We start from the raw sequence: 24,376 nt of genomic DNA, 5'->3' as shown, positions 1-24,376 counted from the left end.
TCTTAAAAAAATTTCAGCACCCTCAGTTAAAAAGAAGCTATATTATTTAACGATACCGAACAATTTAGCTAAAAGCTCTAAAGAGTTTTGATTCAAAATTACAATAATAGCAATCAAAATGATGACCGCAATTCTTAAATCTTTCTTGAATTCCAGTCTTGTTATTTCAATTTCTTTCCTAACAACATCAATCTCTTTCTTAAATTCTACTTCTAACGTTTTCATTTCTTGTCTTAGCAATTCAACATCATACTTAGAAGCAAGTTCTTTTTTAAGGTTATCTGAAATAGAGGTTTTCAATTTTTCTTCAGAAGACTCTAAGGATTCATTAATAGATTTTTGTGGTATTTCAACGGTTTTTTGAGCATCTTCTTTTCCAAGTACTTTTTCAAACATTTGATATACTTCAAGTGGTATTCCATTAATTTAAATCCATCAAAATAATTATACAATAAAATACATTGCATCAGGGTGAGAAATTGGGTAAAAGTGAGAGATTCTTTGCACAGCTTCAGAAATGACAAATTTTTATTTTCCTTGTCATTCAACAGCGAAGTAAATGATCTCATTTTTATCTTTCTTTAAATAGACATAAAAAAGAGCCTTAACTTCATTCAAGTATTAAAAACTTTCTAATTTTTCATCCAAACCATCTGTTATAATATTCTTTTTTAAACTAAACAAGAAAACCATGAGACAGTAGAAAAATGAAAAAAGTCTATGAGAGATTAATACCGGCTACAAAACCAGAATACAAAGAATTTGAATTTAATTCTCAAAAAATCAACAACCTTATAAAAGAAAACAGCATAAAACTTTACAGCCATCAAGCCGAAGCTTTAGAGCAGATACTAAAAGGAAATGACATAATCGTTACTACACCTACAGCTTCAGGAAAATCTTTAATCTATACTTTATCAATCTTAGAAAAAATAGACCAAAACCCGGACACAACGGCCATTTTAATTTTTCCCCTTGTTGCCCTTGCAAGAGACCAAAAAGAAAAAATAGAAAACCTTATAAAAATGACAAAAATCAAAGCAACTGTTGAAACATACTATGGAGACACTTCAAATACTGAAAGAGCAAGAATTAGGTCAAACCCGCCAAACTTTTTAATCACAACTCCGGATATGTTAAATCAGGGAATTTTGCCAAATCATTGGAGCTGGGATAAATTTTTTACAAATTTAGAGTTTGTCGTTGTTGACGAAATTCACGCCTACAGAGGAGTGCTTGGGTCTCATGTTGCAAACATTTTTAGAAGATTAAACAGATTAGCTAATTTTTACACAGGTAAAGAGCCTTTATACATCTGCAACTCTGCAACCATTAGAAACCCAAGCCTTTTTGCAGAAAAACTTACAGGAAAGAAAAATTTTATAGAAATATCAAAATCTGGAGCACCATCTCCAAAAAAATTAATATACATCGCAGAGCCAGCTTCTAACTATCAACTTATAGAGATTATAATAGAATTTCTAAAAACAGGAACATCAACGATAGTTTTTATAGACAGCAGAAAAGATATAGAAGTTATTTATCTAAACATAAGAAAAGAGCTTATAAAAAGAAAGCTTTTTCAACTTATAAATAAAGTAAAACCTTACAGGTCTGGATACAGACAGGAAGAAAGGAGAGAAATAGAAAAAGGCTTAGCTAATGGAGATATAACAGTTGTACTTTCTACAAGTGCGTTAGAAATGGGTATAGATATTGGAGAGATTCAGTGCGTTGTTTTAAAAGGTTTTCCTGGGACGCTGGCTGCTATGTGGCAACGCTTTGGAAGAGCCGGCAGAAGAGGCCAAACAGCATACAACTACCTAATCACAAAACAAGATGCCTTAGACCAATATTATCTTAAAAATCCTGAAGATATTTTCAACAGAAACGTAGAAGAGCCAATCATCAATCCTGAAAATAAATACATTCTTAAAAAACATCTAATATTATCAGCTAAAGAACTTCCTATTCATATTCGGGATATAGAGCCATCAGAAAAAGAAGCGGTAAAAGAGCTTTTAGAAGATAAAATTCTTTATATTGATAAAGATAAAATCAAATCAAGAAAAAAAATCTCTTTTAGCATCAGGTCTGCAGGAGATAGTTATGATATAGTAGACATAAAGACCAATCGTTCTATTGGAAATCTTAATCAAGAGTATGTATTTTATGAAGCTTTTCCAAACGCAGTTTATATTCATTCCGGAGAAACTTATAAAGTTGTTAGCGTAGATAATGATGATAAGGTGGTGTATGTTGAAGAAGCAGATTTAAATTACTTTACACAACCGGTGCTGTCTTCAGAGACAGAAATACAAAGCATCGAAAAATCAAGAAAATTTAAAGATATAGAGATCTTTTATGGAAGCGTTAATGTTAGGTCTATGATAATAGGATACTCAAAAATAGAGATAGAATCTAATAAAAGAATCAACAATGTTATGTTTGATGATGAAAAAATTTTAGAAAGAAATTTTGCTACAAAAGCAGTATGGTTTACCATTCCGGATTATTATGAAAGTTTGATAAAAAAGAATACATTAGAAAACAGTCAGAAAACAGTTTTATCTTTGCTTGAAAGAAAGCTTGAAAAACCAGTCTATGAGATGGTTTTAAACATAGTTTCAAATAGTAAAACTCCATACAAAAAACTTGGAGAAATTTTAAAAGAGAATGATTCTAATTTTATAAAAAATTATTTAAAAAACCTATCCAAAACAGAGATTGAGATTTTGACGACAGAAGCTGAAAGATTACTGAACGAGAAAAATATTTTCATAGGTGCTTTACATGGAGCTGAGCATGGAATGATTGGTATTTATTCCATCTTTGCCATGAATGACAGATGGGATATTGGCGGATTGTCTACAAACTACCATCCACAGACAGAAAAAGCAAGTATATTTATTTATGATGGCTACGAAGGCGGGATAGGCTACGCAGAAGCGGGTTTTGAAAGATTGGAAGATATTTTAAAAGCAACTTACAAAAACATTAAAAACTGTAAATGTTTAAATGGTTGTCCGTCTTGTATATTATCTCCAAAGTGTGGAAACGCAAACGAACATCTTGATAAACTGGCTACAGAAAAATTTTTAGAATTAATCTTAGCATGATAAAAGGAATTTATATACACATACCATTTTGCAATATAAAATGTCCATACTGTGATTTTACATCTTTTGTTTGGCAAGAAGATAAATTGAAAGATAGGTACGTAGAAGCTCTTAAAAAAGAGCTTTTGATGTACTTAGATAATGATTTTGATATTCAAACCATCTACTTTGGAGGCGGAACACCATCAACACTAAAACCTGAAAAGATCGCTGAAATAATAGAGTTTATAAAAAATAACGTAAAGCATCAAAAAAATCTTGAGATAACGGTTGAAATAAATCCAAAAACATATGAATATAATGAGTTTAAAATCATAAAAGATGCAGGAGTAAACAGAATAAGCATTGGCAATCAATCATTTGTAGAAAAAAATCTTACAATGCTTGGCAGAGACCACAAACCGGAAGATAGCTATAAAACCATAGAAAACTGCCTTAAAGCCGGAATATCTAACATAAATCTTGATTTGATTTATGGAATTCAAAACCAAACTTTGCAAGACCTTGAAAAAGATTTAGAAATATACACATCACTACCTATAACTCACATATCAGCTTATATGTTGACTGCCTACGAAGACACACCCCTTGGAACACTTGTAGAAAAAGGACTTTATCATCTACCTGACGAAGATTTAGCATATCAAATGTTTTTAATGATAGACCAAGCTTTACATAACAAAAGCTTTGAAAGATATGAACTTTCAAACTGGGCAAAAAAAGGCTATGAATGTAAACACAATCTATTTTATTGGACAGATGTAAACTTTCTCGGCATTGGCGTTTCTGCTTGGTCTTATGTAAATAATGAAAGGTTTGGAAATACTAAGAATATAAATGAGTATTTAGAGAATGTTGAAAAAGGTATAAAACCTGTTAAGTTTAGCGAGGTTTTAGATGAAAAGAAAAAGCATGAAGAAAAAATCTTCTTAGGCTTGAGGCTTAAAGAGGGTATAGATGTAGATTTGATTAAGAATAAAGATTTTCTAAAAGAGTTAGTAGATGAAGGCTATGGAGATATAAAAGATGGAAGGTTTTATCTACTTCCAAAGGGAATAATGGTTATTAATGAAATAGTTAGGAAGGTTTTAAGTGTGTTATAATTTTTTAAAATTTAGCAAATATTTTTAAATATGCGGGGGTAAATATGTCCTTAGAAATAATATTGATTGCTGTATTAATTTTACTGTTAATTTCGATTGTTTTGAATATCTTTACCTATTTTAAGATCGAGAAAGAGAAAAACTCAATTTTAAAAGAGTTGTCAAATTATACAAATATTATAAGTCAGATTGTTTTAAATATTCAGCAAATTCAAAAAGGCTTTCAACACTTTGAAACACTTATTAATGAGAACAAGAATGAATTTAAAACAGAACTTAGCAAACTTCATAAGGATATTTTAATTAATATAGAATCAAAGCATAAAAGCATAGACGAAAAAATGATAGAAAATAAAGATAGGATGGAATACACCATTAATCTTCTTATGAAAACCGGTTCAATTTTAAAAGAATTTGAAAAAGAAATTACAGATTTAACACAGTCAAAATACGAAGAATTATTTAAAGAAGTAGAAGAAAATTATAAAAAGATTCAAGAACTTGAGAAGAAAATTGAGCATATTATTAAACTTCTTAAAGAGCCATTAACAGAGGAAGATTTAAGATGAATGATAAACAATATATCTTAGATTACATTGGATATTTAAAAGAGTTAAGCAGAAAAATCGGTGTTAGAGTTGATTTCGGAAATCTTGCTAAATCTAAACCAAGAAATAAAAATAAAAATCTTGAAAATATTTTTTTCTACTTTGATGAAAACTTAAGTTTAGGAGAAACTTATAAAGTTAATCAAGAAGCAGATGAAAAACTGTATTGGTTTTTGAGGCAAAAGCTTAAAGAGATTGACGGTTTAAATCAAGCAATATTTTTAGGTATCGGATTATTTAAATATGTAATAAAAGATAACGGAAGTTATACAAATAAAGCTTTTGGACCTATTTTTATAACTAATTTGGAAATAGAAGTAGATGATGAGGATAGGAGTATATATATTCATATTGGAGATCCATTTATAAACTATGACCTTTTTAATAACTTATCTGAAAATTTAGAAGATAATGAAAACTCTATCCAATTAGAACAAGCAGTAACTTTTATAAAAAGCATAGAAGACAAACTTGAAGAATCGCATGATTTATTTGATTTAAAAACCCTTGCAAAGGATGTTATTTTAGAAATTCCTAAAAAATTTAACCTTATGATAGACCAAAGCATTAAAATAGAAAGAGAAAATATAGGAGAAATACTTGATAAAAAAGAAAGCTTTTATTTAGATAGAAATTATTTTTTTGTCAACACCTTTCCTTCTGAACTATCAACTTACAAATCTTTAGAATTGTTAATTCAAGAAATAAATGAAGAAGGAGATTTTAAAAACAGTACATTAAAGAAACTTTTTGTATCAGCCTTTGAAGAAAAGATAAATTTAGATAAAGTTAACAATTTTAAACTTGAAGACTATGAATATTTAATTCCTTTGCAACTTTCGGAAAGTCAGAAAAATGCTATTGAAAATGCAATAAATTATGAAATTTCTTACATACAAGGACCTCCGGGAACCGGTAAAAGCCATACAATAACTGCATTAGCTTTGTTGTCCATTTTGCTTGATAAAAAAATTCTAATCGTTTCTCAGAAACCACCTGCCATTAAGGTTCTATTTGAAAAGCTAACAGAAATTTTAGAAAAAAATAACATTATTCCATTTATTTATTACTATGATGAATACAAAAGAAGAATGAAAGAAAATGTAGAAGCTGTTGAGAGATTAAATATAAAAGATGATTTAAAAGAAAGATTAAGATACTTGGGAAAAAGAGCAATAGATTACATTAGTGAGTTAAAAGAATTAGAGAAAAATTATAAAGAATATCTTGCATTGGAACATAAATATTACTCTATAAGAAAAGATTTAAATGATGAAGTCAAATTTTTTGAGGAAGGATTTTTTAATATCAAAAATTATCTCAATCACTTAAAATGGATAGAAATTGAAGAGCTAAATCTTCATAAAAATACTTTTAAAGTATTAGAAAAATATGGAAATACAAGACTTTTGCAGTTAAGAAAAGTATTTCTTTATAGATTTTTAAAAAACTATCACAAAGAGCTTGAGCTTAGGAAATTCTTAAATATTAGCCAATCTTTATTCTTAGATTCTTTGATAAAAATAATTGACGATTATAATAAAATTCAATATGCAAAAAGTAAGATTATATCATTTGGAGATATACAAAATTTAGTCAATCGGATAAATCATATAAAAAGCCAGTTAATGCAAGTTTCAAAAGAGATGGTAAATTTAAAGCTATTACTTAAGATTTATGAAAATGCTCAAAAATATAAAAATGATTTAGCCAATTTTAAGAAGGTTTTTCATTGGGCAAAAGATCGTTTATTAAAGAATGCTCAAGAAAAAGTTAATTATGAAAATATATTGGAAATTTTTAATATTTGGATTGTAGATATTCCAAACGTAGACAGAATACTGCCTATGAAGCCAAATTTATTTGATATCGTTGTAGTTGATGAATCCTCTCAGGTAAATTTAGCTCAGATAATTCCTGTATTTTATAGAGGTAAGCATATTTGTGTAGTTGGAGACCATAAACAACTAAGCCTTGAGGCTACAGGGTTAGGATTTTCTATTAGTAAAAGATTAGATAGGTATATTTGGGAAAAATTTAGACCAAATAACATGAGCTACGACCAAGCAGAAAGCAGGAATTTAACATTAACGAAATCTTCTATTTTAGATTTTTTAGTTTCTGATGGTTCTGATAAAAAATCAAATAGAGAATCTTTTAGCTACATAAGTGCAGAAGCTCAGAGCATGTTAAATGAACATTTTAGGTCAGTTTTTTCTTTGGCAAGCTTTACATCAAAGAAATTTTACGAAAACAAGATCTACATAATGACAAAAAATCCGAATTTAGAAGACAAAGCATTTAAAAGTGTCAAAGTCAATGGTAAAAGGCATTTAAAATTTAATGTTGTTGAAGAAGAAATAAATGAAGTATTTAAAATTATTGAAAGTCTAAAAACACACAGGAGATATAAAGAAGTTGTTTTACCAGATTATGTTCCAGAAAATTTTTCAATAGGGGTATTATCATTTACAAGAGACCAAGTGGATAGTTTGAGAATTAGAAGCTATGAATATGGCTTTGAAGATATACTAATAGGAACGCCGGAAGAGTTTCAGGGTCATGAGAAAGATGTAATGATTATATCACTTGCTTTAGATGAGACATGTACAAGAAGTAAAAACCATTATGAAAATAAAAATAGATTTAATGTTGCTACAAGTAGAGCAAAATATTTTACGTTTTTAGTTTATGGTGGAATTCCTGAAAACTTCCATTTGACTAAGGAATACATCATACACTTTGAAAGCATAGAAAACATAGACAGAAAAGACATTGATACAGAAAATGCTTCCTTAGATAAATCTAAATTTGACTCGGAATTAGAAGAATTTGTTTACAACTACTTAAAAGATATAGTAAACGAAATAAATAAAAATTATGATGCAGATATAAGAATATATAACCAATATGAAACCTGTGGCTATAGGCTGGACTTTGTATTATACAACAGAAAAAATAAAAAGTTTATTGCATTAGAAGTTGACGGACCATATCATTATGAAATGGCAGGTTTACAAAATATTAATTATGCTGATTGGCATATAGAAAGAGCAGAAAGGTTAAAAAGAGCTGGATGGAAAATAATCCATACACCATATTACAAATGGTATATTAACGGATGGTTAGATTCAAGTAATCCTATTATGAAGGAAGAATTAGATAGAATTAAAAGGGAGTTAAAAGAAAACCTAATTCCCTAACTCAATTCCTTACTTCTCTTTGTTGCAGATTCTACCGCAGACATTACGGCATCTTTAAAATTTTTCTTTTCAAGCTCGTGTAAGCCATAAATAGTCGTTCCCGCCGGAGAAGTCACCATATCCCTTAAAACCGCCGGATGCTGACCGGATTCTTTTAGTAATTTAGCAGAGCCTAAGACTGTTTGGGTTGCAATTTTTAAAGCCATATCATAAGATAACCCCATTTTAACCCCACCTTGAGCCAAAGCATCAATAAAATTAAACACATAAGCAGGACCACTTCCGGACAAACCTGTGATTACATCTAACAACTCTTCTTTAACCTCATAAACTTCTCCCAAAGTTTTAAGCAAGCTTAGAATATAATCTTTTTTTTCTGTATTTTTTTCAAAGCTAACACCAATCACACCTTCACCAATCAAGGCAGGAGTGTTTGGCATGATTCTAACTATCAAGGGCTTTTCAGCAAGCTTTTTTATCTTTTCTATTTTTATACCGGCTAAAACCGATATCAATATCTGATTTTCTTTAAATAAATCCTTAACCGGCTCCAAAGTGCTTTCAATGTCTTTTGGCTTTACTGCAAGAAATATTATTTCAGACAGATTTACAACCTTTCTTATATCAGCACCGGCTACATTGTATTTTTCTATAATATCTTTTACTCTGACTTGATTAATATCTGTGATGACAATTTCCGGTCCATTTATACCTGCTTTTTCAATCAGACCTTTTAAAATGGCTTCTCCCATATTTCCAACGCCAATGATTCCTATCTTAAACATACCTTCTCCTTTTTGATGGCAGTTTTAAATCTTTACCATTAGAAAGTCTTATTAAATCAATAACTTTATCAACTTTATAGTTTTGAAGATAATCAACAAACTTTTTAAAAAGCTCATAAGTAACTTCTGCATCTGCCAAAGCTCTGTGCTTCCTATGGTAAGGAATGTTAAAATGATAAGCTAAGTTAGTAAGTGATTTACTTTTTAAATCCGGAAACAATCTATTTGCAAGAACCAAAGTGCATATTACAGGATTTTGAATAAGCTTTCCTGTCAATTGAAGTGATGCTTCATTTAAAAATGATATATCAAATTTAGCATTATGGGCTATGATAATTGAGTTTTTAGTAAATTCTAAAAAATGTGGAAAAACCTGTTCTATCTTTGGTTTATCTATTACTAAAGGGTTTGTGATTCCTGTAAGCTTTGTAATATGCTCCGGAATAAATCCAATTGATGGCTTTACTAATGTATGAAATTTTTCAGTGATGACACTGCCTTCAACCTTAATTGCGGCAATTTCTATTATCTCGCTTGTTTTAGGATTTAGTCCTGTTGTTTCTAAGTCTACTACTGTAAACGTTGCTTCTTCTATAGTTAAGTTAATCATTTTAGTATCCTTTAATGCAAGATGTAAATATTATACAAAAAATATACTTTGGGTGAGAAATTGGTGGTTTTTGTAAAATTTAAAAATGAGATCCTTCGGTCTTACGGCCTCAGGATGACAGAGAAAGATTGAATGATAAGCATTAGAGAAAGGATAACTTTTTTATTATTCTGCAGCCGGCAAAGAAACTCTGTCCTTTTATCTTTCAATTATTCAACGTACTGGCAATTCATGAATTGCTCCAACATCCATCAACCTCTCACTTTTCACTATTTAATATTTCAAATATTAATCAACTTGACAATAACACACTAAACATTATATTATTATTTATCAATAATTTAAAAAGAGGTTTCCAATGGAGCAAAAAAGAGATTATTATGAAGTCTTAGGTGTAAGTAGAAATGCAACTCAAGATGAAATAAAGAAAGCTTATAGAAAATTAGCAAGAAAATATCATCCGGATTTAAACCCAAACAATCCTGAAGCAGAAGAGAAATTTAAAGAAATAAACGAAGCATATCAAGTACTTTCAGACCCTGAGAAAAGAAAGATATACGACCAGTTTGGTCATGCAGGTTTAAGTGGAGGCGGGGTAAATTATGAAGATTTTGCAGGTTTTGGTGCAAGAAGTGGCGTTAATTTAGAAGATATTTTCAGAGATTTAGATGATATTTTTGGATTCTTTGGCGGTGGTGGAAGAAGAGCTTCTTCGCAAGGTAGAAGAAAAGCTTATCAGCAAAGAGAAGATGGAGCTGATATTTATCAGACTATAACAATATCCTTAGAAGATGCTTACAACGGTACAACTATAGAGCTTGAAGTGCCACGTTATGTAATTTGTGAAGCATGCGGTGGGACTGGCGTTAAAGCCGGTTCAGATGTAAAAACATGTCCAACCTGTGGTGGAATCGGAGAAATATATCAAAGTCTTGGTGGATTTATGAGAATATCTCAAACCTGTCCAACTTGTGGCGGAACAGGAGTATTGCAAGAGCCTTGTCCGGTATGTAATGGAAGAGGACTTGTTATCAAAAAAGAAAAAGTTAAGGTTAGAGTTCCACCGGGAGTAGATAATGGTAGTAAATTAAGAATACCGGGAAAAGGACACAGTGGAAGATTTGGCGGAATTCCTGGGGATTTATGGGTAGTAGTTAATGTTAAACCACATCCTCTTTTTGAAAGAAGAGGAGATAATCTTTATCTGAATGTTAATTTAGCCGTTGCTGAAGCAATAGCAGGTACAGAGTTAGAAATACCGCTAATCAATGGTAAAACAGAAAAGGTTAAAGTACCTTCCGGAACACAGCCTGGAGATACGTTAAGAATACAAGGAAAGGGTATGCCAAGGCTTAAACAATCAGGTTATGGTGACCTGATTTTACAGTTCAATGTTATTATTCCAAAGATAGAAGAATTATCAAAAGATAGTCAAAAATGTATAGATTTTTTGGGAAAAGACCAAAAAATAAATCAACGTTTTTATCAAAAATTATAACTTTTATTAAGAGGTGGAAGCCATGAAGACAAGAAAAGAAGAGCCGTTGTTTATGATAGGAACAGTAGCAAAGATGTATAATATACATCCGCAAACACTAAGATTGTACGAGAGGGAAGGTTTGCTTGTACCGTCAAGAACAAAAGGAAAAACAAGAATGTATTCAGAAAAAGATTTAGAAAGATTGGAGTTTATTCTATTTTTAACTAGAGAGCTTGGAGTTAACCTTGCCGGCGTAGATGCGATTTTACAGATGAAAAACCAAATAGAAGAACTTCAAAAACAGATAGATTTTTTACTTAATTACTTAAAAGAAGAGATAAAAACAAGATACAGCTCAGATGTAGAAAAACAAAATGAAGCATTGGTGCATATACCAAAAGTGGAAATTGTAAAAGTCGAAGAGTATATTTATAAAAAATACAAAAAAAAGGATGAAAAATGAAAAAATTCGTTTGTGAAATACCGTCGGATTTATTTGAGGTCTTTTTAGTAGAATTAAATGGCTATGGTGTAGAGATATTAAACAAAAATGAAAAAGAAGTTTATTTTGCGATATACTCCGAAGATTCAACCTATGAAGAGATAAAATCTATGATAAACAATATTTTTGAAGATTTAGGAGCCGGAAAAATAGTATTAGAAGAAGATATAAAAGAAGAAAACTGGGAAGAAGTCTGGAAAGAAAATTTTAAACCGATTGAAATACCACCTTTTATTATCTTGCCAGAATGGGAAATATACGAAGGAAAAGATTTAATTCCTATAAGATTAAAAATTGCCATGGCTTTTGGAACAGGACTTCACCCTTCAACTCAAATAATGCTTTCTTTAATTCCTAAGTATGTTTCACAAGGAGATAAAGTAATTGACGTGGGATGTGGAACCGGAATTTTATCCATAGCAGCAGCTAAATTTGGTGCAGAGGTTGACGCAATAGATATAGAAAGAGAAGCAGTTGAAGAGTGTAAAATAAATGCTTGGGAAAATGGAGTTTCTATAAATTGCTGGCAAGGAAGTATAGAAGACATTTCAAAGACCTACGATGTAGTTTTATCAAACCTGCAAATGGAAATTTTTGATAAATATTTCAAAGACTTAAAGGATAAATTTAAAAAATACTGGCTTATTTCAGGAATTTTTAAAGATGAGAAAGAAAAGATAATAAAGATGTGCCAAAATAACAATTTAGATATAATAGAAGTACAATCAAAACCAGAAATCGGAAAACCGGATGACTTATGGTATGGATTTGTTATCAAACATAAATAAATACATAGACCAATCTGCATTAAAGCCAAACCTAACATATCAAGATATAATCAATCAATGTGAAGAAGCTTTAAAATACAATTTTGCATCATTGTGCGTAAACCCTTCCCATGTAAAAGTTTGCCGAGAAATTCTCAAAGAATCTCAAGTTAAAGTTTGCAGTGTTATCTCTTTTCCTTTTGGGCTAAGCAGTCATGAAATCAAATTAAAAGAAGCCTTAAAAGCTTTTGAAGATGGAGCAGCAGAGCTTGATATAGTTTGGAATATCTCAGCATTTAAATCAAAAGATTTTGATTATGTTTTAAGCGAGCTTAAAAATATTGTAAAAGAAACAAAGCCGGCAATAACAAAAATTATTGTAGAAACTGCATATTTAACTAATGAAGAAAAGATAAAAGCCTTAGAATTAGTTATAGAGTCGGGAGCTGACTTTATTAAAACAAGCACAGGATTCGCTCCTACCGGTGCTAATGTTGAAGACATAATTCTATGGAAAAATCTAAGTAAAGATATAATAAAAATTAAAGCTTCCGGTGGTATTAGAGATTTAGAGACAGCTATAAAATTTTTGCAAGCGGGAGCCGATAGGATAGGAACAAGCAGCGGAGCAAAAATAGTAGAGGAGGCTCAAAAATGTATACTGACGAAAGACAAAAAGAGTTAATAAAACTTACCTATGAATTTTTAAAACTGGATGCAAAAAAGTTAACAAAAGAAGAAGCTAAAAAAATAGTAGAAGATCTAAGAGAAGTTATAAGATTTCATGATTGGAGATACTACGTTTTAGCTCAGCCTGTAATTTCAGACTATGAATACGATAAACTTTTTAAACTGCTTAAAGATATTGAAGGTAAATATCCAGAATTAATAACGCCAGACTCCCCTACTCAAAGAGTTCCATCAGAGATAACGAAAGTTTTTCCACAGGTAAAACATCTTACACCAATGCTTTCTCTTGATAACTCCTACAATGAGGCAGACCTGAGAGATTTTGACAGAAGAGTTAGGGAGCTTACCGGACTTGATAAAGTTGAATATTCAGTGGAGCCAAAATTTGACGGTGCAGGAATTTCTTTAATATACGAAAAAGATTTATTTGTTAGAGGTGCAACAAGAGGAGATGGTGAAGTTGGAGAAGAGATAACAAATAACCTTAAAGTAATCAAAACCATTCCATTATCTGCTAAATTTTCTCAATATGGAATTGATAAAGTTGAAATTAGAGGTGAAGTTTTAATAAGAAAAGACCTATTTAAAAAAATGAATGAAGAAAGATTAGAGGAAGGACTACCACTTTTTGCAAATCCAAGAAACGCTGCTGCAGGTTCCATTAGACTTCAAGACCCAAGCGAAGTTGCAAAAAGAAACTTAGAAGCCTTTGTTTACCAAATAACTTATGCAGAAAAAGATGGTAAAAATTTACTTGGAACAGTTTTAAAGAAACATTCAGATAATATAAAAATGCTTCATGAACTTGGCTTTAAAACCCCTTATCCGGTCATGAAAGTTTGCATTGGAATAGAAGAAGTTATCCAGTACTGTGAAGAGTGGCAAAGAAAGAGAGATGCCTATCCTTACGAAATAGACGGAATGGTTATAAAAGTAAACGATATATCACTTTACGATAAACTTGGTTTTACATCTCACCATCCAAGATGGGCTATAGCATTTAAATTTAAAGCAAGACAGGCAACGACAAAAATAATAAACGTTGTTTTCCAGGTTGGCAGAACAGGGGCAATTACTCCGGTAGCAAAATTAGAGCCGGTGGAAATAGGTGGTGTTATTGTTTCTTCTGTTTCTCTGATAAATGAAGATTTTATTAGAGAAAAAGATATTAGAATTGGGGACACGGTTTTAGTAGAAAGGGCTGGAGATGTTATCCCTTATGTTGTAATGGTTATTAAGGAAGCAAGAACAGGAAATGAAAAACCGATAGAATTTCCAAAAACATGTCCATCTTGCGGCTCTCCAATTGTTAAACCACCGGGTGAAGCTGTATACCGTTGTGTAAATATTAACTGTCCTGCTCAAGTAATTGAAAGATTAATACATTTTGCATCTAAGGATGCAATGGACATAAAAGGTTTATCGGAAGCCACAATCAGAAAATTTTATAATTTAAAGCTTGTAAGAACAATTCCGGATATTTACAGACTTGACTATAATTTGATTAAGAATATACCCGGATTTGGTCCAAAGTCAGTAGAGAACTTGAAAAATGCTATTGAAGAAAGCAAAAAAAGACCACTTTACAGGTTGATTTACGGTCTTGGTATAAGATACGTTGGAGAAGTAACAGCTAAAACCTTAGCATCGGCTGTGAGATGTATTGATGATTTAAAGAATTTTACAATCACAGATTTAATGAAACTCCCGGATATTGGCTATAAAGTTGCTTCGGAGATTTATAATTTTTTCCACAACCAGGAAAATCTAAAGATGATAGAAGAGTTAAGGGAGCTTAGAGTAAAAACCTGTCATGAAGAAGAAGAGAAAAAAGGTAAGCTTGCAGGTTTAAACTTTGTATTTACAGGAACTTTAAAATGTTGTAGCAGAGAAAAAGCTAAAGAGATAGTAGAAAGTCTTGGAGGAAATGTTTTAGATACAGTTTCTAAAAAAGTACATTACTTAGTAGTTGGAGAAGAACCAGGAAGTAAATTACAAAAAGCTCAAAAGCTTGGAACAGTGAAGATTATAAATGAAGAAGAGTTTTTAAAGCTAATTGGTGGTGAAAACACTGAGTAGATGAAGCTGAGAGTGTTGTAAAAATTTCATCATGTTTGTTTTGTCCATCATCCTAAGGCCGTAAGGTCAAACGATCTCCTCTTTAAAAGAGCGAGAAAATGAGTAGAGGCAATTCATGAATTGCCAATACAATGAGTAAGTGAGAGGTAAAAGGACTGAGATTCTTCGCTGACGCTCAGAATGACATTATTGTATTGTTTTTGTCATCCTGAGGGCTTTAGCCCGAAGGATCTCATTTTTTAAATTTTATAAAAACCGCTAATTTCTCACCCCCCAAGATGTATTTAAATTCTATAAAAATTAATTACTATTTTCTCATTCCAAGGTATAATTTTAAGTTTAGAATCAGCATAAAATCAATCTTAAGCTATAATATTTACTAACTTTTTCCAATTGGAGGATTTGATGAACAATCAAAAATCTAAAGAACTTTTTCAAGAAGCACAAAAATACTTGGTTGGTGGTGTAAATTCTCCAGTTAGAGCTTTTAAAGCTGTTGAAGCAGACCCGATTTTCATAAAAAAAGGAAAGGGATGCAGAATTTGGGATGTTGATGACAATGAATATATAGATTATGTTTTGTCTTGGGGGCCGTTGATTTTAGGGCATGCTCACGACCAGGTTATAAACGCAATAAAACAGATTTCTAACTATGGAACAAGCTTTGGAGCACCAACTGAACTTGAAGTAGAGATGGCTAAAGCTGTAATAGATGCTGTTAAATCTGTCGAGATGGTAAGATTTGTAAACTCAGGAACAGAAGCTACGATGAGTGCAATCAGACTTGCAAGAGGCTACACAAAAAGAAAGAAAATAATAAAATTTGATGGATGTTATCATGGACATGGAGATAGTTTATTAGTTTCTGCCGGCTCAGGGGTGGCAACTCTTGGAATACCAGGAACTCCCGGAATACCGGAAGAATTAGCAAGTTTAACAATAGTTTTACCATACAATAATATAGAAGCCGTTGAAGAAGCATTTGAAAAATATGGAGACGATATTGCTTGTGTAATCATTGAACCAGTAGCTGGAAATATGGGGGTTGTAGCTCCATCTAAAGAATACCATCAAAAACTGAGAGAAATTACAAGAAAATACGGGGCTTTACTTATTTTTGATGAAGTTATGACAGGATTTAGACTCTCATATGGGGGAGCTCAGGAACTTTACGATATAGAACCGGATTTAACAACTTTTGGAAAAGTAATAGGTGGTGGGTTGCCTGTTGGTGCTTACGGTGGAAAAGGAGAAATTATGGAGTACGTAGCACCGGTTGGACCTGTATATCAAGCTGGAACACTGTCTGGAAACCCATTAGCAATGGCTGCAGGTTTAACACAGCTTCAGCTTTTAAAACAACTAAATCCATACCAAGAGCTTAATGAAAAAGGAAGATTTTTGGAAGAAGGATTTAAAAAAATCTCCCAGGAAACAGGAGTCCCGGTTGTAGTTAACAGGGTTGGATCTATGATAACCGTATTCTTCACAGATAAAGAAGTTGTAGACTTTGCGACGGCTAAAACCTCCGACACGAAAAAGTTTGCAAAATTCTTCCGTTGTATGCTTGAAAAAGGAATATACTTACCTGCATCACAATTTGAAGCCTTTTTTTTAAGCACAGCACATAGTCAAAGAGATTTAGAAGATACATTAAATAAAGCTTATGAGTGCTTTAAGCAACTATCATGAAGTGTCCTAAATGCGGAAGTCTCAATGATAAGGTTTTAGAAACAAGACAATCAAAAGAAGGCGTTGTTATAAAAAGAAGAAGAGAATGTTTAAACTGTGGATACAGATTTACAACCTACGAAAGAATTGAAGAAGAGCATATAGAAGTTATCAAGAAAAATAATACAGTAGAACCATTTAATAAAGAAAAAATTATCAGAGGAATACTGCTTGCATCCAAAAACAGACCAATTACGCAAGAGCAGATCAAGCAGATAGCAGACGACATAGAAAAATATCTTCTTGATGAAGGAAAATTAAAAGTTAGTTCTGCAGAAATTGGAGACTTAGTTAAAAACAGACTCAAAGAGTTAGACCCTGTATCTTATCTTAGATTTGTATCTGTATTTGATGGATTTGAAGACATTAAAGATTTTGAAGAATTTATAAAAAGCTTTGAAAAAAAAATTTAGATACAAAAGGTTAATTTTTAAAATTGAAATGAAAGTGCTGCAAAAATTTTTGTAAGTTTACCTTTCTCTGTCATCCTGAGACCATAAGGCTGAAGGATCTCTTTTTTGAATTATATAAAAATCATTAATTTCTCACCCCAAGATATGGAAGTTGACTAAATTATCTGTAACTATAAATAGCTCTCTTTCTTATATTCTAAAGCAATCTTAATCTCTGGTTCTTAAATTTATCTTTAGGGATTATTTTTTTAACCTTTCTATTTTATCTTCTCTTTGATTTGTTTTTACCCCTTTAATATAACTTATATTATATTGAGAAGATATTAGATTAGAGAAATGATGTGTAATTTAGATATAATGGGAGTTTCTTTATAGAACTCCATTTCTCCACACGGTTCAGATGGAACGATTCATCTCCATCGAGGAAAAAATTATCACTGCTTTCTAACCCACACGATCCAGATGGAACCCTGTTAATTTTTTAGTCAATAATTAGTTCGCAAAACCTGTTCAATTACCATTGTGTGAAATATTGTACCAACGTGAATATAATGCTTTTTGTTAAACGGTTTACCATTCATGGAATAAAATTTTTCAATTTTTTGGCTACATTTTGGGAATGCATTATATTAGAAACCCAGGAACGGTAAAAGTATATCAAAAATAAAAATATGCAAGTCTTATGATTATTTATTTTTCCCACCACTTTTCAAGTTTTTCTATTTTTCTTTTAGTTAAAGTTTCTCCTGTAATTATGGCTTCATATCCTTCCGGTATTTCATAAGACTCGTTTTTACTATTGTTAACGTTATGAGTAACTTCTACAATTCCTTCTTTCACAGAAATTTTTACAGTATTTGCACCTTCCCTTTCAATAGTAAATTCTGTTCCACGGATACCAATGACCCATTCAGGACGAGAATGACAATGGCTATGACCCCAAAGTAAGATACACATTTCAATACCGAATTTTTTTAATTTCTCTTCCGTCCATCCTTTTATTGTTTTTAAATCTTCTTTGTATCTCTCTATATAGTCCTTAACCTTTTGTAAATATTCATCCGATTTATCAACTTTTGTATAGACCTTACCTTGGATAAACTCAACTCCCTCCTCATCCGCTGACTTCTTTTTCACTATGACCTCAGAATTTGGACCTACAATGAAGTTTCCTCGCCCATCTAAAATTTTTAATTCTATTCGTCCATCAGAAGAAGTTGTTATTTTATCTCCATCATTTATTGGCATAAAAGAATGGCAAGCATCCTCTAGTTTTTTGGTTCGCAAATTCATAATCCTTACTGTACCTGAACATTCCTTTACCAAACCAGCAACATTATTATTAGATTCCATTTTTGAATATGAATCCTTAAGTGATCTTTCCTCTTCATTTAATCTTGACATAAGCCATTCATATTCCATTTTCTGATCTTTTAGCTTCTTTTGAGTCTCTTTTGCCTGCATCAAGGCCTTTTCCGCTACAGGTTTTGCCTTTTGAGCATCTTCTTTTTGTTTTTCTGTGCCCATAATCAATGTTCCTTGTATCTTTGCAAGTAATTCATTTATTTGCCATATCTCTTGTTCGTTTTGAGCTATCTTTAAATCAATTTCCTTAATTCTTTCCTCTACTTTCATTTTTTCATTTTGAAGATCAAAATATGTACTGAGCCAGAGTTTATCTCCTGAAGTAAGACTCTGGGCTGATGATAAATTAGGTAAAATTAAGAATAAAGCTAATATTGATAGCATTATTTTCATATTATTCTCCTTTTTCCATCATAAATTCCCATTTATAAATCTGATCTTTGGCTGCCCTAATATCAGGAGCATCGGGGTAGAGTTCAAGGTAAATATTCATATTCTTAATTGCTTTTTTGTAGTCTTTAATCTGGCCATAACTTAATGCCAGCGCCTTATAAAGATTAGGATAAAAAGGTGATAATTCTAAAGCTTTTTGATATTCTTCAATCGCTTTTTCAAATTTCCCTTCTTCTGTAAATGCTTCTGCTTTTATTACAGATCTTCTTGCTTCTTCTGGTAAAGCAAAAAGATGTGGATATTTAATCATAAGTTCTGCAATATGAGTTCTTATTTCTTTTGCTTCTTTCTCATCAGATATCCTTAAAAGGTTTGCATACTCTTTAATTGCCTCTTTATATTGACCTTTTGCTTCAAGAGCCTTAATGCTTTGCATCAAATTATCTTTGTAAGGCTTTAATGCGTTATAAAGAGTGTTTATTGCATTATTTCTTAAAACTGATTTGGTTATTAAATAATCTTCAGGGATATTCTTATAAACACTTACAGCTTCATTAAATTTACCAGCCTTGGCATAGGCTGTTGCAAGCAATAACTTGGAAAAATTATTATCCTTATCTGTAGAAGAAAGGATATTTATGGCTTCATCATACTTTCCTTTATCAATATAAACAGCACCAAGAGCTTCTTTTATATTATCTAAATTTAAATTAAATGAGTATGCCTTTTCTGCGTCTTTCATAGCCTGATCAAGATTACCTTTCTCTCTATAGCAAAGACTCCTCTCGGCAAAAAATACAGATACTATTTTGTCAATCATTGTTTTTCTTGTAATTGTTTTTTCAAATTCTTTATCACCTCTTTTTATGATTAATGTAACCCGAGTTCCTTCTTCACCACGCAATAGATTAATTACATCTTCAAGTTTTAATTTCTCTGTTGATTGATTATTAACTCTGATGATTTTATCTCCTATCTCTATACCAGCCATCTTTGCTGGACTGTCTTCAGATACCATTTCAACAACAGGGTAATCTCCTTCTGCTTTTTTTATCCTTATGCCGGCTTCAGTTATCGTATTATGTTTAATTGCTTTGTTTGCACTTTCTATTGCCTTATCAAATTGTCCCATAGCCATATAGGTATATATTAGCGAATAATTAGCTTCCATGTTTGATGGATTAATTTCTAATACCTTTGTAAGGGTATTTACAGCTTCTTTATAAGATTCTTTTTCATAATAGAGGTCTGCCAGTTTTAGATAAGAAACAATGGACTTTGGATCTAATTCTATAGACTTTTTAAGATTCTCTTCAGCTTCTTTATATTTCTTCTGGTCTTTATATATAAGGCCTAAAACTGCATAATAAGTAGGGGCTTTAGGGTCAAGCTCGATTGCTCTTTTTGCAGCTTCAACCGCCTTACCATATTCTTTTAATTTTCCATAGGACATCGCAAGGAAGAAAAATGGATCGGAAAGATTGGGATCTAATTTTATTGATTCATTTAAAGCTTCAACTGCTTTTTGATATTCTCCTTTCAAATAATAAGCACTGCCAAGCAATGAAAGAGCCTCACTTTTTTTAGGAACAAATCTCGAATAGAAACCTTGCCAAAGAGGTTCACTTGGATTTTCTTTTGACTCTTTTGCTGCGATCTCTAGTAAATGTATTGCTTTATCATAATCTTTTATTGCCAAATGTGCTTTTCCAGACCAAAATCCTATCATATCAACAGTCAAAGGGCATGGTTTACCTTCCGAACATAAATCAATAACTTTGTTCATATAAGAAATGGATTCTTGATATCTATCTTGCATATAATATGCTACACCTATAAGAAAAAGCGCTGCAGTATTATCACCAAGTTTTTTATATTCGTTTATCGCTTCATTTAATTGACCAGAAGAAAAATATCGCTCAGCATTTTTTGATATTTCTAAGGTTTCTGTACAACTAAATAGAGATAATGCTAATACTACAATTACAATTTTAATAATAGATTTCATTGGATAACCTCCCTTAGCTTTTTTACTAATTTTATGTCATTTTTTTATTTCTATCAAATCTTTTTTTAACTCATTTAACTTGTTTTCAATTTCCTTCTTTTCCTTCAAAAATTTTTCTTCATTCTTCAATGCCTCTTGATATTCCTGCTCTGCTTTTTGTTTTAAGTTAAGAGCCTGGGCAAGAAGATTTTCAGTTTCTGAGGGAATTTCTTGGTCTGGTTTTGTTTCAGCCTGTTTCTTTGCTTCTAATTCTTTAATCTGTTTTTCTAATTCTTCAATTTTCTTTTTCGATTCTTCTTTTTTTGCTTTAATATCTTCAAGCTCTATGTAAATTTTTTGAAGTGCTTCAAAATTCGGCATAGCCAATTTGTAAAATTTAGCCATTTTAGTGAGTTTATCGTTTAACTCAATCACTTTTTTACTATCCATCGCATCAAGCAGTTCTTTAGGAGGATTATAATTGATGTGCCTTGGAGAACCAGCATCTCCTTCAAATGCAAGTTCTGCATAAAAGCGAGCTGCCTCAAGGTCTCCTGATTGCAAAAATGTCTCTGCCATCTTGGAAAAATAAGCAGTTCTTAATAATTGCTCCTTTGCTAACTCTTGAGTTTTTGTTTCAGAGGATGATTGGGGTCTTGGGTTATCCCAATCAATTCGTGATAAAGTCTCTCTTTCTGATACTCTTGGACCAATTATAGTATAACTTCCAAACTGTCCACTTCCAATTCTAACTTGAGAAAGGATATCTTGTCCTGCCCTTCTTCTTGCCTCTTCCTCTTTTCTCGCCTGCTCTTCTGCTTCTTTCATATATCTTTGCCATGCTTCATAGGCTTTCTTTTTGGCTTCTTCTTGCTGTTTTCTTAATACCTCTTGCTGCTGACGTTGTTGATAAGAAGTATCAGGTTCTGGCATCATAAGATTCATCATACTATCGTGTATCATTTGTCCTAAGGCTCCAAACAATGGAGCCATAATTCCTTGAAACATTTGAAGTTGCATCTGCTGGGAGGGACTAAGACTGGGAGAGGGTGCATAGCTAGATGTGCCTCCCGTAGAATTACTACTTATTGGAGTACATCCACCACAGCCAACGCATCTATATCTTACTCCATTTATAATAACTTCTCTTACTTCGCCCTTAGGTATATATGTTCCATCTGACAGTTGACTTCCCTCACATACTGGTCTAGGTTCTGGAATACTTTGTGAAAAGGATGGTGAAACTAAAATTGCTATTAAGAAAAGTAATATTCCGGAGTATGTTATTTTTTTATTCATTACTCTCCTCCTTTTCTGAGAGTTTTTTAGAATAATTTTCACACTCTTTGAGTTTTTTCATGTCTTTATCTAACTGGTCTTTTAATCTTTCATATGATTTAAGTAAATCATCCGTAAGTTTATAGTCTCTGTTAACCTCTTCATCTAAAAAATCTATTTTAATGATGTGATATGATACATCGCTTATTGACTTAAGAGTACTTATTATAGGACCAGCTTTTGCTAATCTATAACCTAATTTTTTATCAAGTTTATCCAAATTATCAATCGCTCTATCGATTTCATAATCTATTAAAAAGTCTACTGTTTCTTTTAATAACTGCTTCAATTTTTCTAATTCTTCTTCTGCAGATTCGCAATTTTCTTTAATTTCTATAAAATTCTCATAGAGCATCTCTACTTTAAAAAGCTTGGTTCCCTCGTCCAATAAACCAGCATGCTTTTGTGCCTCCTTATAATAATTACTTAATTTATCAAGACTATTTAAAATCTCCTTGTATTTTGCAGGATCTTTCTCTTTCAAACGTTTTAATTTCAAAATTTTTCCATAAACCTGATGAAGATTTACTGAAATTTCTCCAAATGTCGGAATAATATCTAAAGCAAAGTCTTTCTTTTCCTCTTTAATTTCTTCTAAACGTTCGTTTTGTCTTTTACTTAATGTTTCCGCCTCTTTTAAAAGCCTTTTCAAAGCTTCCTTATCACGTGCAATCTGTTCTCTAAACTTATTACATACATCTGACATACATTGAAAATTATTTTGTTGAGCAATATCAATATAACGTTTAATAATCTCAATTTCTTCTTCTGCTTTTTGTTTATTTTTTAGATGTATATTCTTTGCCTGTTCTGCCTTTCTTGCTGTATCTTCAGCTATTTGACCAGCTTTTACATCTCCATTGGCTCTTGCAAGCAGAATAATTTCCTGAGCTTTCATAAGAATCCTGTCGCTTTCTATTATTCCTCTTTCTGCTTCTTCTTGATCTTTTTGTAAATCAATAAGTTTTTTCTTCAGTTCAGTTATGCTTACGTCACAAACATTTTGTGCCAAAACTTTTGAGGAAAATATCAAGAGAGCAACAAATATAATTTGGAATGTAAAAAGTTTTTTAATCATTTTTTAAACTCCAATTTTTCAATCTAATAGTAAAATTATTTGTTTATTTCTTCTTTCTTTCCTATTAATCCCTTTTCTAAATCATTTAATTTATTTTCGATTTCCAGCTTTTCTTTTGATAATCTCTCTTCGTTTTTCAAGGCAATTTGATAATTTCGTTCTGCTCGTTGGAGTAAAATTTTAGCTTCTTCTTCAAGAAGTTCGTAATCTTCTTTTTTCTCTGGATTCTTGGTTGTTTTAATTTTCTTTTGCAAATCTTTTAATTCATTTTTCAGCTGTTCCATTTCCTTTTGAAGTCTTTGCTTCTTGTCTTGAATTATTTTTGATTCTTCATTATTTGCTTGTATTTCAAGAATTAAATTTGATACTGATTGAGTTATTTCTTGATAACTATTATAAATAGGATCTTGGTCAATAGACATTTTTGGCTCTGGAATATTAAATTCTATATTTCCAGGACAATCAATTGAAGTCTTATCATCAAATCCTGCTTTAGCTTTATCTGTCATTATCTCTAAGTTAGTTAGTATATTTTTAGATATTTCAAAATTTCCTTTTAATGCTAATTCTGCAGCTTGAATTGAGTTATAGGCTATGCAGTTTGCTTGCTTTAAAATCTTTCTGTATTCCTCTTTTTGAGAGTGTGACATTGGTGGGGATGATATTTTCATGTAGTTTGATAGTAATTCATATTTTAAAATTTCTTCTGCTTGTTTGTGTTTTAATTCTTTTATGAATCTTTCTTTTTCTTGTTGAGCTTTTTGTTGTTCTAACTTTAGACGTTCTCGTTGCTGTCTTAATTCTTCTTCTTGCTGTTGCTGGAAATCAGGCTGTTGAGATGGAGTATAAGAGCTTGATTGTTCATCGTAGCCTACACATCTTGTTTTATTCTGCCAGTGCACATCATTTGGTAATGCACTCCTTCGAGCAATTTCGCATTCTTGATAAGTTGCAAATCTGCCAGTTCTTGATGGAGCATTACAAGCTCTTGGCTCATATCTACATAAAAAGCTATTAAATTCAGATTGGTCAATTTCCCAATAAGCATAGGATGGAATAGGTGAGAAGTATAAGAAACCTAAAAACAACAAAAAAGTATGTAAATATTTACTTTTTAACATAGTT

The 24,376-nt window shown here is 31.5% G+C and carries 19 protein-coding genes; 11 read left to right on the top strand and 8 right to left on the bottom strand.

Annotation, left to right across the window (positions count from 1 at the left end):
- Positions 1–42 precede the first annotated feature (42 nt).
- Positions 43–396: a hypothetical protein gene (locus tag SYO3AOP1_RS07405; protein WP_012460103.1), complete on the bottom strand. Its 354-nt coding sequence runs from the start codon at positions 394–396 to the stop codon at positions 43–45.
- Between the two features lie 311 nt (positions 397–707).
- Between SYO3AOP1_RS07405 and SYO3AOP1_RS07400 the strand changes: the two genes are divergently transcribed.
- From SYO3AOP1_RS07400 to SYO3AOP1_RS07385, 4 genes are read left to right on the top strand one after another with little or no spacing between them, the layout of a single operon-like run.
- Positions 708–3,119: a DEAD/DEAH box helicase gene (locus SYO3AOP1_RS07400; RefSeq protein WP_012460102.1), complete on the top strand. Its 2,412-nt coding sequence runs from the start codon at positions 708–710 to the stop codon at positions 3,117–3,119.
- Positions 3,116–4,222, top strand: a complete 1,107-nt coding sequence (gene hemW / locus SYO3AOP1_RS07395) for a radical SAM family heme chaperone HemW (RefSeq protein WP_012460101.1) — start codon at positions 3,116–3,118, stop codon at positions 4,220–4,222. Before SYO3AOP1_RS07400 ends, hemW begins: the two co-directional genes overlap by 4 nt.
- Positions 4,223–4,266: 44 nt before the next feature.
- Positions 4,267–4,791 carry a hypothetical protein gene (locus SYO3AOP1_RS07390; RefSeq protein WP_012460100.1) on the top strand — a complete coding sequence of 175 codons (525 nt, stop codon included), beginning with the start codon at positions 4,267–4,269 and terminating at the stop codon, positions 4,789–4,791.
- Positions 4,788–8,033 (top strand): AAA domain-containing protein, encoded by a 3,246-nt coding sequence (locus tag SYO3AOP1_RS07385; RefSeq protein WP_012460099.1) that lies wholly within the window; start codon positions 4,788–4,790, stop codon positions 8,031–8,033. The genes SYO3AOP1_RS07390 and SYO3AOP1_RS07385 overlap by 4 nt, the downstream gene beginning before the upstream one ends.
- Here SYO3AOP1_RS07385 and proC read toward each other — a convergent pair.
- Both proC and SYO3AOP1_RS07375 read right to left on the bottom strand, forming a co-directional pair.
- Positions 8,030–8,818, bottom strand: coding sequence for a pyrroline-5-carboxylate reductase (gene proC, locus SYO3AOP1_RS07380; RefSeq protein ID WP_012460098.1), 789 nt, complete (start codon positions 8,816–8,818; stop codon positions 8,030–8,032). The two genes, SYO3AOP1_RS07385 and proC, sit on opposite strands and share 4 nt — an antisense overlap.
- Complete coding sequence (locus SYO3AOP1_RS07375; protein ID WP_012460097.1) at positions 8,811–9,428, bottom strand: 3'-5' exonuclease; 618 nt, start codon at positions 9,426–9,428, stop codon at positions 8,811–8,813. Before SYO3AOP1_RS07375 ends, proC begins: the two co-directional genes overlap by 8 nt.
- Before the next feature lie 358 nt (positions 9,429–9,786).
- Here SYO3AOP1_RS07375 and dnaJ point away from each other — a divergent pair, with 358 nt between their 5' ends.
- The 7 genes from dnaJ to nrdR all read left to right on the top strand — a co-directional run bounded on the left by dnaJ (position 9,787) and on the right by nrdR (position 17,090).
- Complete coding sequence (dnaJ, locus tag SYO3AOP1_RS07370; protein WP_012460096.1) at positions 9,787–10,926, top strand: molecular chaperone DnaJ; 1,140 nt, start codon at positions 9,787–9,789, stop codon at positions 10,924–10,926.
- Positions 10,927–10,948: 22 nt separating this feature from the next.
- Positions 10,949–11,371 carry a helix-turn-helix transcriptional regulator gene (locus tag SYO3AOP1_RS07365; RefSeq protein WP_012460095.1) on the top strand — a complete coding sequence of 141 codons (423 nt, stop codon included), beginning with the start codon at positions 10,949–10,951 and terminating at the stop codon, positions 11,369–11,371.
- Positions 11,368–12,198: a 50S ribosomal protein L11 methyltransferase gene (locus SYO3AOP1_RS07360; RefSeq protein WP_012460094.1), complete on the top strand. Its 831-nt coding sequence runs from the start codon at positions 11,368–11,370 to the stop codon at positions 12,196–12,198. The genes SYO3AOP1_RS07365 and SYO3AOP1_RS07360 overlap by 4 nt, the downstream gene beginning before the upstream one ends.
- A complete protein-coding gene (gene deoC, locus SYO3AOP1_RS07355) occupies positions 12,173–12,862 on the top strand; it encodes a deoxyribose-phosphate aldolase (RefSeq protein WP_012460093.1) in 690 nt (229 codons plus the stop codon). The genes SYO3AOP1_RS07360 and deoC overlap by 26 nt, the downstream gene beginning before the upstream one ends.
- Entirely contained in the window at positions 12,832–14,946 is a 2,115-nt protein-coding gene (gene ligA / locus SYO3AOP1_RS07350; RefSeq protein WP_012460092.1) for an NAD-dependent DNA ligase LigA, read from the top strand. Before deoC ends, ligA begins: the two co-directional genes overlap by 31 nt.
- Positions 14,947–15,351: 405 nt before the next feature.
- The gene (gene hemL / locus SYO3AOP1_RS07345) at positions 15,352–16,638 is read left to right on the top strand and encodes a glutamate-1-semialdehyde 2,1-aminomutase (protein ID WP_012460091.1); all 1,287 of its coding nucleotides are present in this window, start codon (positions 15,352–15,354) and stop codon (positions 16,636–16,638) included.
- Entirely contained in the window at positions 16,635–17,090 is a 456-nt protein-coding gene (gene nrdR, locus SYO3AOP1_RS07340) for a transcriptional regulator NrdR (protein WP_012460090.1), read from the top strand. The genes hemL and nrdR overlap by 4 nt, the downstream gene beginning before the upstream one ends.
- Before the next feature lie 690 nt (positions 17,091–17,780).
- Here nrdR and SYO3AOP1_RS07335 read toward each other — a convergent pair.
- The 5 genes from SYO3AOP1_RS07335 to SYO3AOP1_RS07315 all read right to left on the bottom strand — a co-directional run bounded on the left by SYO3AOP1_RS07335 (position 17,781) and on the right by SYO3AOP1_RS07315 (position 24,372).
- Positions 17,781–18,848 carry a hypothetical protein gene (locus SYO3AOP1_RS07335; protein WP_012460089.1) on the bottom strand — a complete coding sequence of 356 codons (1,068 nt, stop codon included), beginning with the start codon at positions 18,846–18,848 and terminating at the stop codon, positions 17,781–17,783.
- A 1-nt stretch (position 18,849) separates the two neighbouring features.
- Positions 18,850–20,547 carry a tetratricopeptide repeat protein gene (locus SYO3AOP1_RS07330; protein WP_281340654.1) on the bottom strand — a complete coding sequence of 566 codons (1,698 nt, stop codon included), beginning with the start codon at positions 20,545–20,547 and terminating at the stop codon, positions 18,850–18,852.
- 345 nt (positions 20,548–20,892) lie between these two features.
- Positions 20,893–22,134 (bottom strand): hypothetical protein, encoded by a 1,242-nt coding sequence (locus SYO3AOP1_RS07325; protein WP_012460087.1) that lies wholly within the window; start codon positions 22,132–22,134, stop codon positions 20,893–20,895.
- Positions 22,127–23,251, bottom strand: a complete 1,125-nt coding sequence (locus tag SYO3AOP1_RS07320) for a hypothetical protein (protein WP_012460086.1) — start codon at positions 23,249–23,251, stop codon at positions 22,127–22,129. Before SYO3AOP1_RS07320 ends, SYO3AOP1_RS07325 begins: the two co-directional genes overlap by 8 nt.
- 35 nt (positions 23,252–23,286) lie before the next feature.
- Entirely contained in the window at positions 23,287–24,372 is a 1,086-nt protein-coding gene (locus SYO3AOP1_RS07315; protein ID WP_012460085.1) for a hypothetical protein, read from the bottom strand.
- Between the last annotated feature and the right edge of the window lie 4 nt (positions 24,373–24,376).

This window comes from Sulfurihydrogenibium sp. YO3AOP1, assembly GCF_000020325.1.
GTDB lineage: Bacteria > Aquificota > Aquificia > Aquificales > Hydrogenothermaceae > Sulfurihydrogenibium.
This window is presented reverse-complemented; position numbering and strand designations above follow the sequence as displayed.

Bases quoted from the DNA above. Each gene is read 5' to 3' on its own strand.
- SYO3AOP1_RS07405 (WP_012460103.1), bottom strand. From the start codon at position 396: ATGTTTGAAAAAGTACTTGGAAAAGAAGATGCTCAAAAAACCGTTGAA.
- SYO3AOP1_RS07400 (WP_012460102.1), top strand. From the start codon at position 708: ATGAAAAAAGTCTATGAGAGATTAATACCGGCTACAAAACCAGAATAC.
- hemW (WP_012460101.1), top strand. From the start codon at position 3,116: ATGATAAAAGGAATTTATATACACATACCATTTTGCAATATAAAATGT.
- SYO3AOP1_RS07390 (WP_012460100.1), top strand. From the start codon at position 4,267: ATGTCCTTAGAAATAATATTGATTGCTGTATTAATTTTACTGTTAATT.
- SYO3AOP1_RS07385 (WP_012460099.1), top strand. From the start codon at position 4,788: ATGAATGATAAACAATATATCTTAGATTACATTGGATATTTAAAAGAG.
- proC (WP_012460098.1), bottom strand. From the start codon at position 8,818: ATGTTTAAGATAGGAATCATTGGCGTTGGAAATATGGGAGAAGCCATT.
- SYO3AOP1_RS07375 (WP_012460097.1), bottom strand. From the start codon at position 9,428: ATGATTAACTTAACTATAGAAGAAGCAACGTTTACAGTAGTAGACTTA.
- dnaJ (WP_012460096.1), top strand. From the start codon at position 9,787: ATGGAGCAAAAAAGAGATTATTATGAAGTCTTAGGTGTAAGTAGAAAT.
- SYO3AOP1_RS07365 (WP_012460095.1), top strand. From the start codon at position 10,949: ATGAAGACAAGAAAAGAAGAGCCGTTGTTTATGATAGGAACAGTAGCA.
- SYO3AOP1_RS07360 (WP_012460094.1), top strand. From the start codon at position 11,368: ATGAAAAAATTCGTTTGTGAAATACCGTCGGATTTATTTGAGGTCTTT.
- deoC (WP_012460093.1), top strand. From the start codon at position 12,173: ATGGATTTGTTATCAAACATAAATAAATACATAGACCAATCTGCATTA.
- ligA (WP_012460092.1), top strand. From the start codon at position 12,832: ATGTATACTGACGAAAGACAAAAAGAGTTAATAAAACTTACCTATGAA.
- hemL (WP_012460091.1), top strand. From the start codon at position 15,352: ATGAACAATCAAAAATCTAAAGAACTTTTTCAAGAAGCACAAAAATAC.
- nrdR (WP_012460090.1), top strand. From the start codon at position 16,635: ATGAAGTGTCCTAAATGCGGAAGTCTCAATGATAAGGTTTTAGAAACA.
- SYO3AOP1_RS07335 (WP_012460089.1), bottom strand. From the start codon at position 18,848: ATGAAAATAATGCTATCAATATTAGCTTTATTCTTAATTTTACCTAAT.
- SYO3AOP1_RS07325 (WP_012460087.1), bottom strand. From the start codon at position 22,134: ATGAATAAAAAAATAACATACTCCGGAATATTACTTTTCTTAATAGCA.
- SYO3AOP1_RS07320 (WP_012460086.1), bottom strand. From the start codon at position 23,251: ATGATTAAAAAACTTTTTACATTCCAAATTATATTTGTTGCTCTCTTG.
- SYO3AOP1_RS07315 (WP_012460085.1), bottom strand. From the start codon at position 24,372: ATGTTAAAAAGTAAATATTTACATACTTTTTTGTTGTTTTTAGGTTTC.